This window comes from Streptomyces sp. G-G2 (assembly GCF_030063135.1).
Taxonomy (GTDB): Bacteria; Actinomycetota; Actinomycetes; order Streptomycetales; family Streptomycetaceae; genus Streptomyces.
Genome location: NZ_JASISO010000034.1, coordinates 36,759 through 55,902 on the forward strand (window position 1 = coordinate 36,759; position 19,144 = coordinate 55,902).

Annotated in this window: 22 protein-coding genes and 1 pseudogene; 5 read left to right on the forward strand and 18 right to left on the reverse strand. The window is 72.8% G+C overall.

The genetic code is table 11. The annotated features are described in order from the left end of the window. Positions 1-3: 3 nt before the first annotated feature. Positions 4-2,175 (reverse strand): transposase, encoded by a 2,172-nt coding sequence (locus tag QMF80_RS25155; protein ID WP_283456960.1) that lies wholly within the window; start codon positions 2,173-2,175, stop codon positions 4-6. Between the two features lie 53 nt (positions 2,176-2,228). Further along, the gene (locus tag QMF80_RS25160; protein ID WP_283456962.1) at positions 2,229-3,077 is read right to left on the reverse strand and encodes a TnsA-like heteromeric transposase endonuclease subunit; all 849 of its coding nucleotides are present in this window, start codon (positions 3,075-3,077) and stop codon (positions 2,229-2,231) included. Positions 3,078-3,411: 334 nt separating this feature from the next. On the opposite strand from QMF80_RS25160, the gene QMF80_RS25165 reads away from it, so the two are divergent. Next, a complete protein-coding gene (locus QMF80_RS25165; protein ID WP_283456964.1) occupies positions 3,412-3,948 on the forward strand; it encodes a hypothetical protein in 537 nt (178 codons plus the stop codon). 5 nt (positions 3,949-3,953) lie between these two features. On the opposite strand, the gene QMF80_RS25170 is transcribed toward QMF80_RS25165, so the two are convergent. The 3 genes and pseudogenes from QMF80_RS25170 to QMF80_RS25180 form a co-directional block, all read right to left on the reverse strand. Further along, positions 3,954-4,526 carry a hypothetical protein gene (locus QMF80_RS25170; protein WP_283456966.1) on the reverse strand — a complete coding sequence of 191 codons (573 nt, stop codon included), beginning with the start codon at positions 4,524-4,526 and terminating at the stop codon, positions 3,954-3,956. Between the two features lie 49 nt (positions 4,527-4,575). After that, positions 4,576-4,980 (reverse strand): annotated as a pseudogene (locus tag QMF80_RS25175) (helix-turn-helix transcriptional regulator); the annotation flags it as partial. 44 nt (positions 4,981-5,024) lie between these two features. Beyond that, the gene (locus QMF80_RS25180) at positions 5,025-5,957 is read right to left on the reverse strand and encodes a sensor histidine kinase (RefSeq protein WP_283456968.1); all 933 of its coding nucleotides are present in this window, start codon (positions 5,955-5,957) and stop codon (positions 5,025-5,027) included. A gap of 226 nt (positions 5,958-6,183) precedes the next feature. Between QMF80_RS25180 and QMF80_RS25185 the strand changes: the two genes are divergently transcribed. Then, on the forward strand, positions 6,184-6,360 hold the full coding sequence (locus tag QMF80_RS25185) for a hypothetical protein (protein ID WP_283456970.1): 177 nt from the start codon (positions 6,184-6,186) through the stop codon (positions 6,358-6,360). Then, positions 6,360-6,506, forward strand: a complete 147-nt coding sequence (locus QMF80_RS25190; protein ID WP_502962911.1) for a hypothetical protein — start codon at positions 6,360-6,362, stop codon at positions 6,504-6,506. Before QMF80_RS25185 ends, QMF80_RS25190 begins: the two co-directional genes overlap by 1 nt. Before the next feature lie 12 nt (positions 6,507-6,518). Here the strand turns inward: QMF80_RS25190 and QMF80_RS25195 are convergent, their stop codons facing one another. Beyond that, on the reverse strand, positions 6,519-7,124 hold the full coding sequence (locus QMF80_RS25195) for a helix-turn-helix domain-containing protein (protein ID WP_283456972.1): 606 nt from the start codon (positions 7,122-7,124) through the stop codon (positions 6,519-6,521). Between the two features lie 116 nt (positions 7,125-7,240). On the opposite strand from QMF80_RS25195, the gene QMF80_RS25200 reads away from it, so the two are divergent. After that, positions 7,241-8,725, forward strand: coding sequence for an MFS transporter (locus QMF80_RS25200; RefSeq protein WP_283456974.1), 1,485 nt, complete (start codon positions 7,241-7,243; stop codon positions 8,723-8,725). A 22-nt stretch (positions 8,726-8,747) separates the two neighbouring features. Here the strand turns inward: QMF80_RS25200 and QMF80_RS25205 are convergent, their stop codons facing one another. The 3 genes from QMF80_RS25205 to QMF80_RS25215 all read right to left on the reverse strand — a co-directional run bounded on the left by QMF80_RS25205 (position 8,748) and on the right by QMF80_RS25215 (position 11,596). Then, entirely contained in the window at positions 8,748-9,548 is an 801-nt protein-coding gene (locus QMF80_RS25205) for a putative protein N(5)-glutamine methyltransferase (RefSeq protein WP_283456976.1), read from the reverse strand. Positions 9,549-9,667: 119 nt separating this feature from the next. Beyond that, complete coding sequence (locus QMF80_RS25210) at positions 9,668-10,912, reverse strand: GNAT family N-acetyltransferase (protein ID WP_283456977.1); 1,245 nt, start codon at positions 10,910-10,912, stop codon at positions 9,668-9,670. 66 nt (positions 10,913-10,978) lie between these two features. Next, positions 10,979-11,596 (reverse strand): RsiG family protein, encoded by a 618-nt coding sequence (locus tag QMF80_RS25215; protein WP_283456980.1) that lies wholly within the window; start codon positions 11,594-11,596, stop codon positions 10,979-10,981. A gap of 133 nt (positions 11,597-11,729) precedes the next feature. Between QMF80_RS25215 and dtd the strand changes: the two genes are divergently transcribed. Beyond that, a complete protein-coding gene (gene dtd, locus QMF80_RS25220; protein WP_283456982.1) occupies positions 11,730-12,155 on the forward strand; it encodes a D-aminoacyl-tRNA deacylase in 426 nt (141 codons plus the stop codon). 65 nt (positions 12,156-12,220) lie between these two features. Here the strand turns inward: dtd and ygfZ are convergent, their stop codons facing one another. The 9 genes from ygfZ to QMF80_RS25265 all read right to left on the reverse strand — a co-directional run bounded on the left by ygfZ (position 12,221) and on the right by QMF80_RS25265 (position 19,036). Then, a complete protein-coding gene (gene ygfZ, locus QMF80_RS25225) occupies positions 12,221-13,186 on the reverse strand; it encodes a CAF17-like 4Fe-4S cluster assembly/insertion protein YgfZ (RefSeq protein ID WP_283456984.1) in 966 nt (321 codons plus the stop codon). A 10-nt stretch (positions 13,187-13,196) separates the two neighbouring features. Continuing rightward, a complete protein-coding gene (locus QMF80_RS25230; protein ID WP_283456986.1) occupies positions 13,197-13,634 on the reverse strand; it encodes a Fur family transcriptional regulator in 438 nt (145 codons plus the stop codon). Between the two features lie 81 nt (positions 13,635-13,715). Then, a complete protein-coding gene (locus QMF80_RS25235) occupies positions 13,716-14,288 on the reverse strand; it encodes a heme-binding beta-barrel domain-containing protein (protein ID WP_283456987.1) in 573 nt (190 codons plus the stop codon). A 297-nt stretch (positions 14,289-14,585) separates the two neighbouring features. Then, positions 14,586-15,575, reverse strand: a complete 990-nt coding sequence (locus QMF80_RS25240; protein WP_283456989.1) for a hypothetical protein — start codon at positions 15,573-15,575, stop codon at positions 14,586-14,588. After that, positions 15,572-16,453: a hypothetical protein gene (locus QMF80_RS25245; protein WP_283456991.1), complete on the reverse strand. Its 882-nt coding sequence runs from the start codon at positions 16,451-16,453 to the stop codon at positions 15,572-15,574. The genes QMF80_RS25240 and QMF80_RS25245 overlap by 4 nt, the downstream gene beginning before the upstream one ends. Beyond that, the gene (locus QMF80_RS25250) at positions 16,450-17,292 is read right to left on the reverse strand and encodes a hypothetical protein (protein ID WP_283456993.1); all 843 of its coding nucleotides are present in this window, start codon (positions 17,290-17,292) and stop codon (positions 16,450-16,452) included. The genes QMF80_RS25245 and QMF80_RS25250 overlap by 4 nt, the downstream gene beginning before the upstream one ends. Positions 17,293-17,422: 130 nt before the next feature. Next, entirely contained in the window at positions 17,423-17,713 is a 291-nt protein-coding gene (locus QMF80_RS25255) for a DUF3099 domain-containing protein (RefSeq protein ID WP_283456995.1), read from the reverse strand. A gap of 133 nt (positions 17,714-17,846) precedes the next feature. Beyond that, positions 17,847-18,137: a DUF1416 domain-containing protein gene (locus QMF80_RS25260; RefSeq protein ID WP_283456997.1), complete on the reverse strand. Its 291-nt coding sequence runs from the start codon at positions 18,135-18,137 to the stop codon at positions 17,847-17,849. Positions 18,138-18,190: 53 nt separating this feature from the next. Continuing rightward, positions 18,191-19,036, reverse strand: coding sequence for a sulfurtransferase (locus QMF80_RS25265; protein WP_283457000.1), 846 nt, complete (start codon positions 19,034-19,036; stop codon positions 18,191-18,193). Positions 19,037-19,144: the final 108 nt, after the last annotated feature.

Here is a 19,144-nt window from a genome sequence, read left to right on the forward strand (position 1 = left end):
GGCTCACGCTCCCTCGTCCGGCGGGTCGGGCTGGGGGTGGTCGGTGTCGTCCTCGGGCAGCAGGAACAGGTTGCCGGTGCGGTAACTCGTCCCCAGCCGAGCTGGTTTGGTGGGACGTCTTGTCACCGCCTCCTCGCGGCGGTGCCGACGCTCGGCATCGAGGCCGGAGACGGCTTGCTCGACGCGCTGCGGCATGGGGGTCACCGGTGAGACGGGGGCCGGGGCAGCGGCCCGGTCCTCGGCGGCGGCCCGGGCCTGGGTCTCGTCCCGGGCGTGGTTGATGCGTTCGGAGCGGGTGGTGGCCGTCTTCCAGCTGCTGACCGGGGCCCGGGCGGCGAGGATCTCCAGCAGCAGGGGCAGCAGTTCGGCATCCGTGCGGGGCCGCATGTCTGCCTCGCGTGCGGCGGCCAGTAGCTCGGAGACCCGTCGGTCGCCGAACGCGGGGACCGTGCCGACCGGGGGCAGTCCGGTCCAGCGCAATTCGTGCCAGTCGTGGGTGAGGGGGTCCTGGAAGAACACGGTGCGGCGGTCGCGCGGTTCGCGGTGGACGCACCAGCGGCCCTTGAACCTCCCGCCCCGGGCCGAGCGCTCGTTCAGGTAGGGCTCAAGCGCGTCGCCGTAATACCAAAGGCCCTTGATCTTCACTCCGCGCTCCCGCAGCACGGAGATGGGGTGGGACGGCAGCAGCTCGTAGTAGAGGTCCGGCTGCGGCAGCCGCAGCCCCAGGCCGGTCTGCTCAAAGGATGCCGCGAACAGGGTGTTGGGGCTGTGGTTGCCGCCGACGTCCCAGGCCGGGGCGTACTCGCCCAGGTGCCTCCGCTGCCAGATGCCCACGATCCAGGTGGCGACGAGGTGTTCCATCTCCTCCAGTGTCAGCACCTCCTCGTCCTCGGGGGCGGCCCCGCGGTCGGCGGCATCGACGCCCGTGTAGCCGGGCAGGTGCTCGAACAGCAGCGTCCTGATCGCGCCGAAGGCCCGCTCGACGGCGTGCTTGTCCGGAGGCCGCAGGGCCCGGGCCGGAAGGATGTTGCAGCCCAGCCTCCGCTCGACCTCCACCAGGTGGTGGTTGCGATAGACAGACCCGTGGTCGGTGGTGACTGTCTCCGGGCTGAAGAACGGCAGCCCGGCCACCGGATGGCCGGCGAACTCGGCCACCAGCGCGGACGGCAGCCCCGGATACGGCCACTCCATCTCCGGCCCCCACTCCGGCCGCATCGGAAGTGGCAGCATCACGTCCCTCAGCAGCATCGCCGCGTCCACCGCGGTGTCCGACACCAGTGTGAGCCGGAAAGCGCAGAGCGAGTGGGTGAACACATCCAGCGCGAGGGTCAGGTGGGCCCTGACCGGCTCGCCGAAGACACCTTCGCGGACCATCACCGGCAGCACCGTGGTGTCCAGCGCGACCACCTGCCCGGGACGGTCGACCAGCACATGCCCGGACCGTACCGGCAGATCAGCCGCCCCCAGATTGCGAGGCCGTGACCCACTGGGGCCAAACCACTCGTGCCAGACCTGCCGCAGCGTGTTGTAGGACGGGACGTGCAGGTCGGGCCCGTAGGTCTCGCGTACGTACTGATGGATCAGGCGGGTGCGGGTGGCCATCCCGACCCGGGACCGGCCCTGCAGTTCGGCGTGGACCGCGAAGATCGCCTCCCGGATCTCCGGGCCGATGCTCGGGCGGCGCCCGCCCGGCCGCAGCCACCGGTCATCGGCGCATCCGATCAGCCCGGACCGCTCACGGCCCCGCTCCCAGCGGATCAGCGTGCGGTAACCGACCCGGTCCAGTCCCAGCAGCCGGGCCTCCTGCCGGTCCATCGCCCCCAGCTCGGCGACCTTGGCCCACCGCCGCTCGGTCAGCGTGGTGACGGCCGGGTCGTAACACGGCCTCGGTTCCCCCGGCCCGGGATCCTCCGGATTCCCACTGCGGAACCCGGTGCCCACCTCCAGCAGGTGGGCCATCCGCAGCCGGACCAACTCCAGCCTCCCCGGCGGAAGATCAGCCACGGACGCGGACTGCCGCCCGCGGTCCGGGCCGTCGGCCGCTGTGCGCGAGGACGGCCGACAAGCCGGATGGTTGACGAGGAACCGGAAGGTCAGCTGCTGCCGGGCCCCCGCCGGATCGACTACCACGACCCGCCCCAGATGGGGCTCGTGCCGCTCGACAGTCCACTCCACCCCGTCCAGGACAAGCCCGGCCCCCGGAGCGAGATCAAGCACCAGAGGAGGACTCACAGGGCCCCACCTGCCGGCTCGACCAGCGAGCGGTCACTCAGCGGGACAGAAAGATCGATACCGAGCGAACGGTGCCAGAGCTGGTGCAGCAGCTCCGCCCGAGCCAGCGCCGGAACCGTGGAAGCGGCCGCAAGTTCCCCGAACGACACCCGGGCCTGGGCCCGTTCCAAGAGATCCGCCCGCAGCCCGAGCGGATCGGGCAGCGGGCGGCGCTGGCAGGACAAAGCGTCCAGCCCGGTGAAGACGTGCCGCCTCCAGCCTGCGGCCACTACGTATTCCCAGCCGCAGGCCAGCGCCATCTCAAAGGCGGCGGCGAACGACTCGACGTCCTTCGCGCGCACCCGGTCGAGCGGGCGGACATCGATCAGACACACCCCGGCCCGGGACAGCACCAGGAAGTCAGGAACATGGACACGCGGCCCGCCGCCGGTCCGGAACTGCAGCTTCAAGGGCTGCGGGACCACCTCCCGCACCTGGCCGGCGAAGTCCAGCGCGAGCAGGACCTTCGCTTCCTCCAGACTCTCGAAGCCGTGATGCCTCCCTGTGCTGACCACGTACTGAAGCCCGGGCCGGTGGCGCTGCCGCCGATGCCACGAAAACCAGCGAACCGGCCCGACCCCGGGAAGCTGAACCTGGGCAAGGTCCCGGACCGGCACGATCAGTTCGCCGCCTCCGAGGTTCAAGGTGACAGCCCAGCGACGAGTCCAGCCATCCGAGAGATCCAGATCCTGACGTCCAGAGGCAACCGACGCCCGTACGAGCAAGTCGTCCCAGCGGCAGCGGTGTGACCACACCGCCCCCGCCTCAGGGTCTGCCGCAGGCAGCAGTCCGTCCTCGTCGGCCATGCCTTCAAGCAAACGCCCGCCCACGGCGCCCGCACCAGCACGCTTCGAAATTGGTGACAACCCGACTGCGAACACGAACCTTGTGACAACTAGCCCGAGCAACTGGTGACAACTACCGCTGCGAACTCGACCGAGAGGACCAGGTCAGATCCCCCGCTCGGTGACAGTTATCGCTGCGAGTCACACGAAGGGGCCCGCCGTCACCTCCTCCTCCAGGGGCAGCGCGGGCTCATACCGGCGGATGATCGCGGCGAGCCCGTGGGGGGATGTGTGGCGCCGTGCGCGGGGCGAGGCTCTGAGGTGACGCGCACGCTCTCAGGGGGTTGCTGTGAACATGTCCACCACGCTGCCGACCGCCGTCGCCACCGCTCCGCCGTCCGTACCGCGCTGGGTGGACCGGGCGGCGCACGCCGTGCCGCTGGTCGTCCTGCCGTCGGGGCTGTGGCGGATGGCCATGGCCGTCGGCATCCCGGTCGGCTTCAGCGGTCAGCTGGCCGCGGACTGGCGTCCCGGCTGGGAAACCTCCTCCTACATCACCCTGCTGACCCTCTTCACCGAGGCACTCGCACTCCTGACACTCGGCCTGGTCAGGCCCTGGGGCGAGAAGGTGCCGCGCTGGGTCCCGCTCCTCGCCGACCGGCGCGTTCCGCCCTGGGCAGCGGCCGCTCCGGCGTTGCTGGGCGCCCTCGCGGTCACCGCGGTGACGCTGCTGATGTTCCGGGGCGGCTGGCCGGCCTCCGCGGGCGGCCCGGAGGGCCCGGAGGGCGGCGCCGCCTGGATCATGAACGCCTGTTACGTCCCGATGCTGCTGTGGGGCCCGCTCCTGGCCACCGTCGCGATCGCCTACGCCCTGCGGCGCCGGAACACCTGACCCCGTCACACCGCTCGGGCGCGGTTCCGGGTGCGGCCGACGGTCCAGGCCGTCAGGGCCGTCAGGACGGCCGCTCCCACCGCGTAGACCGGGAGCCACAGGGTCGTGGTCGTGGACAGGCAGTCGGCGGCGGCCACATGGCTCTGCGCCGCCTGGGCGCGGGCCAGGGCGGGACCGGCGCGGTCGACCAGGTCCGCCAGGGCCGCCTCCGTCCGGATGCTCTCGTACGTGCCCAGCGCCCCGCAGCGGCCGCGGGTGCCCGGCATCGGGAACAGCCACGCCCAGCGCTGGAGCATGGGGGCCACCGTGATCGCCACGCACAGGCCGACGACCAGGGAGTACGCCGTCAGGTTCCGCGCGTACGCGGCGCCGAGGCCGGGGGCGCGGGTCGGCAGCCGGTAGAACGAGAAGATCACCGCGAGCAGTGTGAGCCCGATGTACGTGGAGAACCACTGCCAGGAGCCCTGCGCGAGGAAGGCCGTCAGCACCGCGGCGAGTGCGAGGCCGATGACCCCCGGCTGGCCGGGGTTGTCGAGACCCGCGCCGGTGGGCACCGGTTTCCGGGCGGCGGGCGCCATGCCGGACCGGCCCCGAAGCCCGGCCCGGTTGGCGGGCGCCGCCCCGGCGTCAGCCGGGGACGCCGGGGAAACCCCGGACGACCAGTCCGGACTCGTAGGCGATCACCACCGCGTGGGTACGGTTCTGCGCGCCGAGCTTGGTCAGTACGTTCCCCACATGGGTCTTCACCGTCTCCAGGCTGACCCTGAGCGACTGCCCGATCTCCGGATTGGACAGGCCGATGGCCATCAGCCGCAGCTCCACCTCCTCCTCCCGCCCGGTCAGCGCCGCCCCCGGGAACGCCCGGGCGGAGCCCAGCGGGCGGGCCGCGACCATCCGGCGCAGGGCCGCCGGGAAGAGGATCGCCTCCCCCGCCCCCACCACCCGCACCGCCTCCGCGATCTGCCGGACCGGGAGCCGCTTGAGCACGAAGCCGCCGGCTCCCGCGCCGAGCGCGGCGGTGACGTAGTCGTCGTCCGCGATCAGGAGCGTGACGGCCGCGCCCGGCCCGGAGCCGCTCACGCCGACGCCCGTACGGGCAGCCGGACCGCGAGCCGCCAGTGCAGCGGCCCGTCCGGGCCCGCCTCGATCTCGCCGTGCAGCAGCCGTACGCGCTCGGCCAGCCCCGGCAGGCCGTGCCCGGATGTCGGGAAGCCGTCCCCGCGCGGCCCGGCCCCGGTCCGGTTGACCACGCTCAGCGCCAGGCCGTCCGGTTCGACCGCCACCCGGACCTCGACCGGGCCGCCCGCCCCGTGCCGCAGCGCTTTGGTCAGCCCCTCCTGGAGGATCCGGTACGCCGCCCGGGACAGGGTCCCCCGTACGTGCGCCACGTCGTCCGGCGGTTCCGCCTCCACCACCGCTCCCGCGTGCCGCACCCGCTCCAGCAGCTCGGGCAGGTCGGCCAGGGTCCGGGTCGGCGCCGCCTCCGCCTTCCCCTCGCGCAGCGCGCCCAGCACGTAGTCCAGGTCCTCCAGCGCCGCCCGCGCCGACTCCTCTATGCCCCGCAGCGCTGCCCGCGCCGCGACCGGGTCGGTGGCGAGCACCTCGCCCGCCACCGCCGCCTGGATCGTGGCCGCCGTCAGGGTGTGCCCGATCGAGTCGTGCAACTCGCGCGCGAGCCGGTTGCGTTCGGCGAGCGCCCGCTCCCGCTCGGCCGCCAGCGCGAGCCGCTCGGCCGCCGACGGCCCCAACAGGCGGGGCGCCAGCCATCGCAGCGCGCCCGTCACCACCGCGCACACGGCCGCCGCCAGTAGGAGGCAGCAGAAGGCCACCGCCCAGCTCTGCCATCCGCCCTCCACCCGCACGGTCCGCCCGAACAGGTTCAGCCCCGCCTCCGAGCGCGGCCAGCCCCCGGGAAGGGCCAGCCCCGCGAGGCACAGCACCGCGCCCAGCGCCCCCGTCCACCCCAGCGCCACGTGCAGCAGCAGCCAGAGCGGGGTGCGCCAGCGCACCCGTGTAGGTGGAGCCGCGCAGCAGCGGCCGAAGTCCCTTGATCATGATCGGTCAGTATGGCCGCGCCACTCACCGAAGGCCTCCCCCGATGGAGGGAGCGCGTTCTCCCGCCTTGCCGCGATGTGCGCCCGCGCCCCCGGGAACGAGGATCGCCGTGACCCATTGACCGGTCGACCGGTCGGCCCGCTGACCGGCGATCATCTGGTGCGAGCGAGGACGAACCCCATGGCGCGACGTACCCGAACAGCAGCCCTCGCCGCCGTCGGCGCCGCTGCGGCGTTGCTGTCGGCGCTGACCCCCGCGACGGCCGCCGCCGCGGCCAAGGACCCGCTGGGCCCATACGGGCGCCAGCAGCTCCGCCCGGCGGCCAGGCCACGCACCGGGCCCCGCGCGGCTCACTGATGGTCACCGTCGCCGGGGGCGAGGGGCACGGGGTGTACGGCATCGGCTCCTGCGCGGACGAGAGCGCCACGGCCCACCGGACCACGGGCACGCTCCCGGCCGAGGACCTGACCCGCGGGGCGGACGGCTCCCGGCGGGAGCGCTGACGGGACGGGACGTCAGGGAGCGGGCTTCGCGCGGACGTGCATGCGCTCGCCCTGACGGCCGAAGAGGCTGAGGAGTTCGACGGGGTGGCCGTCCGCGCTGGTGAACCAGTGCGGCAGCCGGGTGTCGAACTCGGCGACCTCCCCCGGGCCGAGGATCAGGTCGCGGTCGGCCAGCACCAGCCGCAGCCTGCCGTTCAGGACGTACAGCCATTCGTAGCCCTCGTGCGTGCGCGGTTCCGGCTCGGCGCCCCGGTCCACGATGATCATCTTGTACGCCTGGAGGGGCCCCGGGGTCCGGGACAGCGCCACGGACGTACCACCGTGCGGCAGCGGGCGCGGGGTCAGCCGGACCCTCGGATCCCCCACTTCCGGGGCTCCCACCAGGTCGTCCAGCGGCACCTGGTACGCGTCGGCGAGCGGCAGCAGCAGTTCCAGGCTCGGGCGGCGCTGACCCGACTCCAGCCGGGAGAGCGTGCTCTTGGAGATCCCGGTCGTCTCGGCGAGCACGGCCAGGGTGAAGCCGCGCTGGGCGCGCAGCCGTTTCAGCCGGGGGCCGACCTCGTCGAGCACCGCCCGGTGCCGTGCCGTCGTCGTACCCGTCGCGTCTCGCTCGTCCATGGGGGCATTCCACTCCCCCGTCCCGGAATCAGCAACAGAAGTTGTCGCCGGCGGCGCCCGGGCACACGCTCCGGGCACCGCTCCCGGTCAGGGAGCCCCGGAGACCGGAGTCCACGGTGACGAACCGAAGCAACCCGCACGACACGACGGCCCCACCGGCGCCCCCCGTCCGCCGGGTGCTCGCCGCCCTCTCCCTGTCCATGCTGCTGTCCTCCCTCGGCACCAGCATCGCCAACGTCGGACTGCCGACCCTGGCCCGGGCGTTCGACGCCTCCTTCCAGCAGGTCCAGTGGGTCGTCCTCGCCTATCTGCTCGCCATCACCACCCTGGTCGTCGGCGCCGGGCGGCTCGGCGACATCGCCGGGCGCCGCAGACTGCTCCTCGCCGGGATCCTCGTGTTCACGGCGGCCTCGGTGCTGTGCGGGCTCGCGCCCTCGCTCCCACTGCTGATCGCGGCCCGGGCGGCGCAGGGGCTCGGGGCGGCCGTCATGATGGCGCTCACCCTGGCCTTCGTGGGCGGGACGGTCCCCAAGGAACGGACCGGCCGCGCCATGGGCCTGCTCGGCACCATGTCCGCCGTGGGCACCGCCCTCGGCCCCCCGCTCGGCGGCGTCCTGATCGCCGGGCCCGGCTGGCGGGCGGTCTTCCTGGTGACCGCGCCGATCGGGATCCTGGCCTTCCTCCTCGCCCGTCGCCACCTGCCCGCCGACCGGCGGGAACCGGGCGCCGCCCGGGCCCGCTTCGACCACCTCGGCACCCTGCTGCTCGCGCTGACCCTCGCCGCCTACGCCCTCGCCATGACCCTGGGGCGCGGCGACTTCGGCCCCCTCAACCTGGCACTGCTGGCCGCCGCCGCCCTCGGGGTCGCCCTCTTCGTCCGCGTCGAGGCGGGCGCGGCCTCACCGCTGGTACGGCTCTCCGCCTTCCGCGACCGGGCCCTGAGCGCGAGCCTCGCCATGAGCGCTCTCGTCTCGACGGTGATGATGGCGACGCTGGTGGTCGGCCCGTTCTACCTCTCCCGCGGCCTCGGGCTCGGCGCGGCCCAGACCGGACTGGCCCTGGCGGCCGGCCCGTTCGTCGCCGCGCTGACCGGCGTACCGGCCGGACGCCTCGTGGACCGCTTCGGCGCGCCCCGCACCACCGCCGCGGGCCTGCTCACCATGGCGGCCGGTGCCTGCGCCCTGACCGTGATGCCGACGGCGCCGGGCGCGGCCGGTTACGTCGCCCCGCTCGTCGTCGTCACCATCGGCTACGCGGTGTTCCAGACGGCCAACAACACCGCCGTCATGGCCGGGGTCGGCCCGGACCGCCGGGGCGTCACCTCGGGCATGCTCAACCTCTCGCGCAACCTCGGGCTCGTCACGGGCGCCTCCGTCATGGGCGCCGTGTTCGCCTTCGCGTCGGCCGCCGCCGACATCACCACGGCGCGCCCCGAGGCCGTCGCCACCGGCATGCGGGTCACCTTCGCCGTCGCGGCGGCCCTGATCGCCGTAGCGTTCGGCATCGCCCGCGTGCTCGCCCGTACGCAGGCCCGAACGCAGGCCCGCACGCCCGGCGCCGCCCCCGCGGACCCGGCCCCCCGCACCGGCACCCGCGCGTAGCCCCCGCAGCCGCACCCGCCCGCTACGGCGCGGCCGTCCCGATCACCACGGTCGCGTCGAGTTCCTCCGAGGTCAGCACGCGGACCTCGGCGAACCCCGCCGCCGTCAGCGCCCCGGCGGTCAGCGGCGCCTGCCGCCCGCTGGTCTCGATCAGCAGCCGCCCGCCCGGCGCGAGCCACGCGGGCGCGCCCGCCGCCACCCGGCGCTGGATGGCGACACCGTCCGCGCCGCCGTCCAGGGCGGCCGGCGGCTCGTGGTCGCGGGCCTCGGGCGGCAGCAGCCCGATCTCGCCGGTGGGGACGTAGGGGGCGTTCGCGACCAGCACGTCGACCCGGCCCCGCAGCCCGGCGGGCAACGCGTCGTACAGGTCGCCGGTGTGCACCCGGCCCCCGTACGGCGCCACGTTGAGCGCGGCGTACCTGGTGGCCACCGGGTCGATGTCGGTGGCGTACAGCTCAACACCCGCGCCCCGCCCGGCCAGTTCCGCGGCGACGGCCGCGCCGACCGCGCCCGCCCCGCAGCACAGGTCCAGCACCACCGACCCGGGCCCGGCCTGCGCCGCCGCCTCGGCGACCAGGAACTCACTGCGGCGGCGCGGGACGAAGACCCCCTCGCCCACCACCATCCGCAGCCCCCGGAACTCCGCCCGGCCCACCACGTGTTCCAGCGGGTGCCCGATCACCCGGCGCTCCACCATCGCCTCCAGGTCGGCCCCTTCGGCAGCCGCCGCCAGCAGTAGCGACGCCTCTTCCTCCGCGAACACGCAGCCTGCCGCGCGCAGGGTCGTGACCAGTTCTTCCTCGGCCGTGGGCAGCGATGGCAAGTGGCTCAGTCCTCCAAGACGGTGACATCGAGTTTCTCCGGGCGGACCGCGTCGGCGCGTTGCTCCGGCGCCCGCGCGAGCGCCGGTGTGAGCGCCGGTGTGAGCGCCGGTGTGACAGCTCAGAAGACGTCCGGACACCAGGGCCGCCGCGCGGTGCGGAAGACCGCGTCCGCCCGTGCCACCGCCCCCGGCCGCAGCTCCTCGATCAGGCCGAGCTCCGCCAGCCGCACCGCCGACTCGTCGCCGAGGTAGAGCGAGCCCAGCCGGGACACGTCCAGCCGCAGGTCCGCCGGCTCCCCGGTCGGTGCGCAGACCCGGGCCCCCGCGTCCAGCCGGTAGCGGCCCCGGGCCGGGCCGTCCGGGTCCATGACCTCCAGGACCAGGGTCCCCGGCACGTCGTACGTCCGCGCCTGGAGCGCCCGTACGACGTCCAGGACCCGCACCCACAGGAAGTCGGCGCTGGTCAGGGTCCGGGCGGCGCGCGGGTCGGGCAGCAGCAGCGGGGCGAGGTCGTCGGGGGCCCGGCGGCCGGTGCGCACCTTCATCACCCAGTCGATGGAGCACAGGTAGTGCCACAGCGCCCGCTGCGCCGCCGGGGTGACCGCGATCAGGTCCGTGACCTGGACCGTGTTCAGCGGAATCTTCGCGTCGGTCCAGTGGTCGTCGGCCTGGTAGCCGACCAGGCCCTCCACCTCGCCCGCCGCGGAGCGGTACACGGCGAAGAACCGGGGCGTGTAGGGGTGGGCCGAACGCTCTTCGACGCCGGTGGCCAGGTTCCACCAGCGCGCGTCCCGGTCGACGGCCCCCGGGGTCACGGCCCGCAGCCGCTCGTGCAGCGCGGGTCCCACCCGCCGCGTCTCCGCGGCGTCCACCAGGTCGATCCGGCCGCCGTCCTCGGGGGCCGACCAGCGCGGGTCGATCCCGGTGCGCGGTACGTCGATCTCCCATTCCGAGATGCCCGCGGCGGGCCCGTAGCCGTAGCGCCCGTAGATCGGGTACTCGGCGGCGATCAGCGTCGAGAGGACGTCGCCGCGCGCGTGGGCGGCGGCCAGTTCGGCGCGCATCATGCGGCTGAGCAGACCGCGGCGCCGGTGCGTGGGCGAGACCGTGACGTTGGAGACCGCGCTGGCCGCGACCCGGGCGCCGCCCGGCACGGTCAGTTCCTGCGCGAACGAGCGGAAGGTGCCCACGCAGCGGCCGGTGTCCGCGTCGAAGGCACCCTGGGTGCGGGAGAAGTCGGTGGTGGCGAGGCGCCGGGCGACGTCCGACTCGGTCACCCTCGCGGCCGTCAGGAAGCCGGTCAGTACGGCGTTCAGCCACTGCGGGAACTCGGATTCGGTGATGGTCCGGACGTCAGCGCTCATGACGGGCCACGCTAATGGCGCTCCGGCCGCCCAGTCGCCTCATTTTCCCGCGGGCGGCGGCGACGCTCACACCAACAGGTCGTCCACCTGGGCCTCGCCCTCCCGGTAGCGCCGGGTGATCTCCGCGCTGCAGTCGTCCGCGGTGCGCTGCAACTGCCTGCGGCGGCGGGAGACCTGCTGCTCGTAGCCGACCAGTTTGCCCATGCCGTCGTGCAGTTCACCGTCCGTACGCGCGTCCAGGTCCGACAGCTCCACATCGGCCAGCATCTCCGCCGCCAGCAGCCGGTACTCCTCGCTCTGCGGGGTGCCGAGCGTGAGGTGGCGGGCGGAGGCGCTGCGGCTGGAGGGGGCGTCGGCGAGGATCTCGGATAGCCGGTCCACGACGGGGGACTCGGGGTCGGTCCGGCGGGCCAGTTCGGCGCGCAGGATGTCGATGCGGCCCTGCAGGAGTCTGCGGACGTAACTCAGGTCGGCCTCGTCGCGCTGCGCGTCCCGGCGCTGGGCGCGCAGCTCGGGCAGGCCGAGCGCGGTGGCGGCCTGCCGCGGGGCGCCCCCGCCGGGGCCCGTACCGGCAGCGCCGGTGCCCGTACCGGTGCGCTGCGCGGGCGGCCGGACCGTCCCGGCGGCGGCCGAGGTGGGTGTAGTGGCTGAGGTAGCTGAGGTATCGGTGCCAGAAATATTCATGTGAACGTGTCCGTCCCCTCGACCGGTGCATGGCAGCACCGCCTGCGAGCATCGTGCCACTCTCCGTGGTGCGGATGCAGGTCCACTCCACCCGATCGGCCCCGGACGGGTGCACGCCTGGTACACAGGTGGTATGCGAGCAGTGGTGCAGAGGGTGGACGGCGCGAGCGTCGTCGTGGCGGGCGAGACGGTCGGCGAGATCGTCGGCGAGGGACTGTGCGTGCTCGTGGGGGTGACCCACGACGACACTCCGCAGAAGGCGGAGCTGCTGGCGCGCAAGCTGTGGTCCGTAAGGATCCTGGAGGCCGAGAAGTCCTGCAGCGACGTGAACGCGCCGCTGCTGGTGATCTCCCAGTTCACGCTCTACGGCGACGCCCGCAAGGGCCGCCGCCCCACGTGGAACGCGTCCGCGCCCGGCCCGGTCGCGGAGCCGCTGGTGGCCGAGGTCGTCGCGCAACTGCGGGCGCTGGGGGCGACGGTGGAGACGGGCCGGTTCGGAGCGGACATGCGCGTCTCGCTCACGAACAACGGCCCGTTCACCGTCGTCATCGACATCTGAGACGTCCCGGGCGCCCTACGGCGCCCGGCGTTACGGCGCCCGGGCGCCCGGCGTTACGGTCTGCCTTACGGCGCTACGACGGTCTCCTGCGCGGCGGCGATCGTGCCCGCCAGCAGTTCCGCGTCCACCGGAACGTTCCTCTTCACCAGCCCGAGGGCGATCGGCCCCAGCTCGTGGTGGCGCACCGAGGTGGTGACGAAGCCGAGCTGGCGGCCCTCCGCGCCGTCGGCGGCCAGCCGCAGGGGCGTGCCGTGCGGCGGCAGCAGCACGTCGGAGCCGTCCAGGTGCAGGAAGACCAGGCGGCGCGGCGGCTTCCCCAGGTTGTGGACGCGGGCGACCGTCTCCTGCCCCCGGTAGCAGCCCTTCTGCAGGTGGACGGCGGTGCCGATCCAGCCCAGCTCGTGCGGGATCGTGCGGTGGTCGGTCTCGGCGCCGAGCCGCGGCCGGTGCGCCTCGACGCGCAGCGCCTCGTAGGCGAGGAGTCCGGCGGCCGGGCCGTGGGCCGCGGCGAAGCCCTCCAGGTCCGCGCGCGGGAGGAAGACGTCCCGCCCGTACGCGGTCTCCCGGACGCCGAGGCCCTCGGGCACCTCGGCGACGGAGCCCGCCGGGAGGTGGACCACCGCGAAGTCGGCGGTGCGGTCGGCGGCTTCGACGCGGTAGAAGAACTTCATCGACTCCAGGTAGCCGAGCAGCGCCTCCTGGGTGCCGGGCTCGACGTGCGCCCACACCGTCTCGCCGTCGTCGACGAGGTAGAGGGCGTGCTCGATGTGCCCGTTGGCGGAGAGGATCAGCGCCTCGGTGGCCTGGCCGGGCCGCAGTTCGGTGAGGTGCTGGGTGAGCAGCAGGTGCAGCCAGGACAGGCGCTCGGGGCCGGTGACGGTGATGACACCGCGGTGCGAGAGGTCGACGAAGCCGCGGCCGTCGGCGAGGGCGCGCTGTTCGCCGTACAGCTCTCCGTAGTGGGCGGCTACGCCCTCGTCACGGCCTTCTGCCGCCACCGCGCCGGGAAGATTGAGCAAAGGGCTGGTCATGGCCCCAAGCCTACGACTGTGCGGACGCGGCCTTGGCGGCGCAGTCGCGGCAGCGCCCGAAGATCGCGAAGTGCTTCATGTCGGTCTCGAAGCCGAAGTCGGCGCGCAGCTTCGCGGTGAACTCGGCGGCGACGTCCACATCGGCCTCGATGACCTCGGTGCAGTCCCGGCACACCAGGTGGATGTGGTGGTGCCGGTCGGCGAGGTGATAGGTCGGGGCGCCGTGCCCGAGGTGGGCGTGCGAGACCAGGCCCAGCTCCTCCAGCAGCTCCAGGGTCCGGTAGACGGTGGAGATGTTGACTCCGGAGGCGGTCTTGCGGACCTGTACGAGCAGCTCGTCGGGGGTCGCGTGTTCGAGGGCGTCCACCGCTTCCAGCACGAGCTGGCGCTGCGGGGTCAGGCGGTATCCGCGCTGCCGCAGGTCGGTCTTCCAGTCGGTGCTCACCACGGGCCCAGTGTAGGCGCGGAAAAGGGGATCGCGGCGGGTGCGCGATCCCCTTTCACGGTGCGTAGCGGTTCCCGTACGGGCTCAGCGGAAGAAGGCGATGCCGTCGTCCGGCATGTCCGGGAGGTTGCGCGCCATCTCGGCGACCTCCTCGGGCGTGACGACCTTCTTGAGCTGGGCCGACATGTACGGGCGCAGCTGGACGTCGGGGGTGGTCTTCTCGCCGACCCACATCAGGTCGCCCTTGACGTAGCCGTAGAGCCGCTTGCCGCCGCTGTGCGGGCGGGCGGCCGCGGTACGCGCCACCGCGTCGGTGATCAGGTCGATCTGGGGCTTCTGGTTGGCGAGGTCGCCGTACCAGATCTCCACGACGCCCTGGTCGCGGACCATGACGACCTCGACCTTGCGCTGCTTGTCGATGCGCCAGTAGCCCGACTCGGACTCCAGCGGGCGGACCTTCTTGCCGTCGGCGTCGAGGATCCAGGTGTGCGAGGTGTACTCCAGGAAGTCCCGGCCGTCGTGGCTGAAGACGACCTCCTGGCCGAAGTTGCACTTCTCTTCACCGGGGTAGTCGAAGACGCCCGCGCCCTCCCAAGTACCGAGGAGGAAGGCGATGGGCAGGAGGTCCGGGTTCAGGTCGGACGGGATCTGGATCATGAGGCTGCTCAGGCGATCTGTGGGAGGAGGGGTTCCGGGTGCCGGGCCGGACCGGGCTGGGACCGAGCGGACCGAGCGGTCAGCGCTGGCCCTGGTACAGCTTCTTCACGGCCAGACCACTGAAGGCGAGAACGCCGACGCAGACCAGGACCAGCAGGGAGGTGAAGATTGCCTCAAGCACGGGGTGCTCCTCGGAGGGGTTCGGTGGGCGGTACGGGCCGGGGCCCAAGCCTACTGGCCCGGGCCCCGGCCCACTCTGCGAGGTAGGCCGTACCGGCCCGGGCCGCCGGGCGCGCACTACTCCAGGAGCTGGTCCTGGAGGATCACCGTCTGGTGGAAGGGGACGTCGGAGACGGCGCCCCCGCGGGTCTGGAGGACGACGCCGAGGACGTCGCCGGACTGGACGCAGCCGATCTTGGTCTGCTGCGGACCGTAGGGCTTCTCCTCGGCGAAGGTGGTGACGATGGCGTGTTCCATCCGGCCCTGCGTGGACTGGCCGTACTGCGCCGTGGTCCAGGCGGAGTCCAGGTCGAAGGAGTCCGCGCCGCCCAGCGCCACGTCGGCCTTGCAGCCTTCGAAGGTGCCCGTGAAGCCCGCCGAGTGGAAGCGCAGCAGGTAGACGTGGGTCATGGTGCCGTCGGGCATGCTCCAGCCGCGGCCCGCGATCTGGCGCAGCCCGGCGTCCTCCCGCAGACCGGTGCGCAGCCGCTCACGGAACTTCTCCGAGTACTCCGCCAGGAACCGGTCCTGGGAGACCATGCCGTCCTTGTCCGCGCCCAGGCTCCCGTCGGGCTCGGAGCCCGCCGGGGCGGGCAGCAGGAGCTGGCTCAACGCCGCGTAGTGCGTGCCTTCGGTGTTGTCCGGGGCGAAGGGCAGCGGGGCGCCCGCGGGCAGCACCGGCTTCGCGAGCGCGGGGTAGGCCCAGCGGCCGTCGTCCTTGGTTGCCAGGCCCGGGACGTCGGTGCGCTCGGGCCTGATCACGACGTACGCCGTCAGCACGGCGGCGATCGCGAAGACCAGCGTGGCGGCGGTCCAGCGCAGGGCGGCGAACAGCACGCGGTGGTCCCGGGGAGCGGTCGGGGGCGCCTGGGTCCCCGAGAGGTCCGGCGCGGCGAACGGGTTCGCGGGTTCGGCCGCCGACGCGGTGTCCGGCGAAGACGGCGGAGCGGCCTCGGGCGCGGGCTCGGGCGCGGGCTCGGGCGCGGGCTCGGGCGCGGTCGGAACAGCGGTCCCTCCCGATGGCGCTTCGGGGGCCGGGAGGGTCTCGGTGGCGGTCTTGTCGGTCACACGGACTCCCCGGGGGACTTCACGCGGTCGAGCTGCTTGCGGAACAGCTTGACCTCTTCGTCGGCGTTGAACGGCGGGACGCCGTAGGCGTGGAAACTGATCAGGAAGTCGCCCTGGGACGCGACGCAGACGACCGACTCCAGGGGGTTCCTCTTGTCTCCCTTGTCGTTCTTCTCTTCCTCGCCGACTGCCCGCAGCGCGCACTTGGCCTCGGGGTACCCCTCGACCTTGGGCGCCTTGCGGTCGTCACCGAGGAACTCGACCAGCTTCTTGGTGAAGTCACCGAGCTGCTCGACCGCCTGCGGGTCCGCCTGGGTGATCTGGATCTCGACCACCCGGTCCCCGTTGCCGCTGCGCAGGCTGCGGCCCGCCTGGCCCTTGAGCTTGAGCTGGTCGACCAGCTTGTCGCTCTCCGCGCGCCGGGACGCGGGCAGGTTGCGGTTGTTCTCCTTCATCAGCTGGGCGGCCTTGGCGCCCGGCACGGTGAAGAAGTCGCTGTGCCCGTCCAGGTCGGGGCCGGGCAGGTAGCCCTCGGGCACCGGCAGCATCCGGTCGCCGAGGGCGCCCAGCGACACCACGGGCCGGGTGGGCGAAGCGGTGGCCGGGGCCGGTTCCACGGCCTGCCAGTACACGGTGGGGGTGGTGCGGTCCGCGTCGGCGATCCAGCCCTTCGCCCACACGCCGAAGCTCCCGACGACCGCGAGGGCCAGGACGGCGCCGATGGCGGCCGCGGCCTTGCGGTTGACCGCGCGCGGAGGCTTGGCGGTGGCGAGCAGCTCGTTCGGGGAGGCGGCGGACGGCACGCCGTCCCCCTCGGGCACGTCCAGCGAGATCTCGGAGAGGGCCGGTCCCGGGGCCGGGGTCTGCGGCGCGGTCACAGCTGCTCCACCTGTCGCTTGGCGAGGTCGGCGATGTCCTTCTCGGAGATCGAACCGGTGTTGTCGAGGTACTCGAGGTACATGACGATGTCGCCCACCCGGGCGATCGACCGGGCCTCGTAGAGGGGCATGTACCCGTCCTTCTGGTGGGGCTGGGAGTACACCCAGGCGCGCCCGGTGCCCTTGAGGCCGTCCGCGAGCGGCACGCCCTGGTTGCCCGCCCCCTCCTTCGGGTCCGGCATGTAGCCGGACTGCCCCCGCGCGAAGCTCTCCGCGCCCGGGCGGTCGCGGAACTGCAGCAAGGTGATCGTGACGGTGGTCCGGTCACCCGCGTACCAGTGGCCGACCGCGACCCGGCGGACGCCGTCGTCGTTGACCGCGGAGAAGCCGCGGCCGGGGTCGTCGAACCAGGAGGCCGCCCATTCGCCGACGGACTCGTACTGCCGGGAGACCTCCTTAGCGCCCTTCGGCGCCTCCAGCAGCAGCTTCGTCAGATCGTCGTCCGTCGTGTCCCAGCGGTTCGCGTTGACCGACCGGTACGTCGTGGAGTCGTCCGCCGTGACCGGCTTCGGGGTCGCCAGCTCCTGCTGGGCCAGCGGGGCCAGGGGCGACGGCGGGCGGTGGTACTGGACCCCGTAGCCGGTGGCCGCTCCGGCGATGACGCCGAGCACGGCCGCGGCCGCGATCAGGAGCGTCGTACGGCCGCGGCGCCGACGGCGCGGGCCCGGGTCACTGAGCGTAGCGTCCGGGGCGTTTGCGGCCAGAAATTCCGAGCTGTCCGGATCCGGGGCGTTCTCGCCCTCTTTCCTCAGCTCGGGGATGGTCTGTGCGTGTTCCAAGAGAGCGTCCCCCCACAGGACTATGGCCACAGGTTGCGTTACCTGTGCACAGGGAGGACTTCTACCTCAGGGGTGGAGTTGCACGCACTGTTATTACGGTTGGGTCGCGGGAACCGGTCGACCGCCCGGCTCATCCACCCGGCGGGTCCTCACGCGGGTCCTCACGGCGCTGCCGCTTGCCGTCCAGTTCGTCCCACCACTCGTCGGACTTCGCGTCCCCCGAGGGGTCGTCCCACCAGCGGTCGTCCGGGCCGCGCCGGTTCGCCGTCATCGCCGCCACCGGCGGGATGAGCATGGCGACCACGCACATGGCCACCGCCGCGGGCACCGACCACAGGCGCACGAAGGACCAGGCGGACACGAAGAGGAACAGGCATCCGCCCATGAGCAGGAAGTACACGCGTCGACGCCGGGCGTACATGTCTCAAGGATAGGACCGGACGGGGACATAGGACCGGACGGGGACGGCGCGAAGGACCGCACCCCGTTCCAGTGGCGTCCAACCCCCGGGGGTGCGGCCCTTCGGCCGGTTCATCGGTACGTGCCGTACGGACTCAGACCGCGATGGCCACGTCCGTCACGCCGCCGGAGTCGGCGACCACGACGGTACGGTCCGCCTTGGCGCCCGGGACCAGCGCCCGCAGGGTCCAGGTGCCTTCGGCGGCGTAGAAGCGGAACTGCCCGGTCGCCGAGGTCGGGACCTCGGCCGTGAACTCACCGGTCGAGTCCAGCAGACGGACGTAGCCGGACACCGGCTCGCCGCCCTGGGTGATCTGGCCCTGAATGGCCGTCTCGCCCGGCTTGAGCGTGTCGAGGGAGGGCCCGCCGATCTGTGCTCCACACATGTTCTCTGTCCTGTCCTAGAGAGGTAGTACGCGCGTACAGGTCGTACGGGTGGTTACTTGTTGGCGCCGAGCTCGATCGGCACGCCGACCAGCGAGCCGTACTCGGTCCACGAGCCGTCATAGTTCTTGACGTTCGTCTGGCCGAGCAGCTCGTGCAGCACGAACCAGGTGAGCGCGGAACGCTCACCGATGCGGCAGTACGCGATGGTGTCCTTCGCCAGGTCGACCTGCTCGGCCTGGTACAGGGCCGTCAGTTCCTCGTCGGACTTGAAGGTGCCGTCGTCGTTGGCGTTCTTCGACCACGGGATGTTGCGGGCGCTCGGGATGTGGCCCGGACGCTGCGACTGCTCCTGCGGGAGGTGCGCCGGGGCGAGCAGCTTGCCGCTGAACTCGTCGGGCGAGCGGACGTCGACGAGGTTCTTCGTGCCGATCGCGGCGACGGCGTCGTCACGGAAGGCGCGGATCGAGGTGTCCTGGGCCTTGGCCTTGTACGCGGTGGCCGGACGCTGCGGGACGTCGGCGCCGTCGACCAGGTCGCGGGAGTCGAGCTCCCACTTCTTGCGGCCGCCGTCGAGCAGGCGGACGTCCTGGTGGCCGTAGAGCTTGAAGTACCAGTAGGCGTAGGACGCGAACCAGTTGTTGTTGCCGCCGTAGAGGACGACCGTGTCACCGTTGGCGATGCCCTTGGCCGAGAGGAGCTTCTCGAAGCCCTCCTGGTCCACGAAGTCGCGGCGCACCGGGTCCTGGAGGTCGCTCTTCCAGTCGATGCGGACGGCGTTCGTGATGTGGTTCTTGTCGTAGGCGGACGTGTCCTCGTCCACCTCGACGACGACGACGTCGTCGTCGTTCAGGTGGGCCTCGACCCAGTCGGCGTCTACAAGGACGTCGCTGCGGCTCATGGTGTTCTCCTCCGGGCAGTGTGCGGCGGGGCGGTGCGGGTGCTGCGGGCTGCTGCTGTGGCGCTGCGTCGGCCCGGCCGCGGGGCGGCTCGGGCGGGGTCCGGGTGC

Excerpts from the sequence above, each read along its gene's own strand:
- QMF80_RS25160 (WP_283456962.1), bottom strand. The coding sequence starts at position 3,077 with ATGGCCGACGAGGACGGACTGCTGCCTGCGGCAGACCCTGAGGCGGGG.
- QMF80_RS25165 (WP_283456964.1), top strand. The coding sequence starts at position 3,412 with ATGTCCACCACGCTGCCGACCGCCGTCGCCACCGCTCCGCCGTCCGTA.
- QMF80_RS25170 (WP_283456966.1), bottom strand. The coding sequence starts at position 4,526 with ATGGCGCCCGCCGCCCGGAAACCGGTGCCCACCGGCGCGGGTCTCGAC.
- QMF80_RS25185 (WP_283456970.1), top strand. The coding sequence starts at position 6,184 with ATGGCGCGACGTACCCGAACAGCAGCCCTCGCCGCCGTCGGCGCCGCT.
- QMF80_RS25190 (WP_502962911.1), top strand. The coding sequence starts at position 6,360 with ATGGTCACCGTCGCCGGGGGCGAGGGGCACGGGGTGTACGGCATCGGC.
- QMF80_RS25195 (WP_283456972.1), bottom strand. The coding sequence starts at position 7,124 with ATGGACGAGCGAGACGCGACGGGTACGACGACGGCACGGCACCGGGCG.
- QMF80_RS25210 (WP_283456977.1), bottom strand. The coding sequence starts at position 10,912 with ATGAGCGCTGACGTCCGGACCATCACCGAATCCGAGTTCCCGCAGTGG.
- QMF80_RS25215 (WP_283456980.1), bottom strand. The coding sequence starts at position 11,596 with ATGAATATTTCTGGCACCGATACCTCAGCTACCTCAGCCACTACACCC.
- dtd (WP_283456982.1), top strand. The coding sequence starts at position 11,730 with ATGCGAGCAGTGGTGCAGAGGGTGGACGGCGCGAGCGTCGTCGTGGCG.
- ygfZ (WP_283456984.1), bottom strand. The coding sequence starts at position 13,186 with ATGACCAGCCCTTTGCTCAATCTTCCCGGCGCGGTGGCGGCAGAAGGC.
- QMF80_RS25235 (WP_283456987.1), bottom strand. The coding sequence starts at position 14,288 with ATGATCCAGATCCCGTCCGACCTGAACCCGGACCTCCTGCCCATCGCC.
- QMF80_RS25255 (WP_283456995.1), bottom strand. The coding sequence starts at position 17,713 with ATGTACGCCCGGCGTCGACGCGTGTACTTCCTGCTCATGGGCGGATGC.
- QMF80_RS25260 (WP_283456997.1), bottom strand. The coding sequence starts at position 18,137 with ATGTGTGGAGCACAGATCGGCGGGCCCTCCCTCGACACGCTCAAGCCG.
- QMF80_RS25265 (WP_283457000.1), bottom strand. The coding sequence starts at position 19,036 with ATGAGCCGCAGCGACGTCCTTGTAGACGCCGACTGGGTCGAGGCCCAC.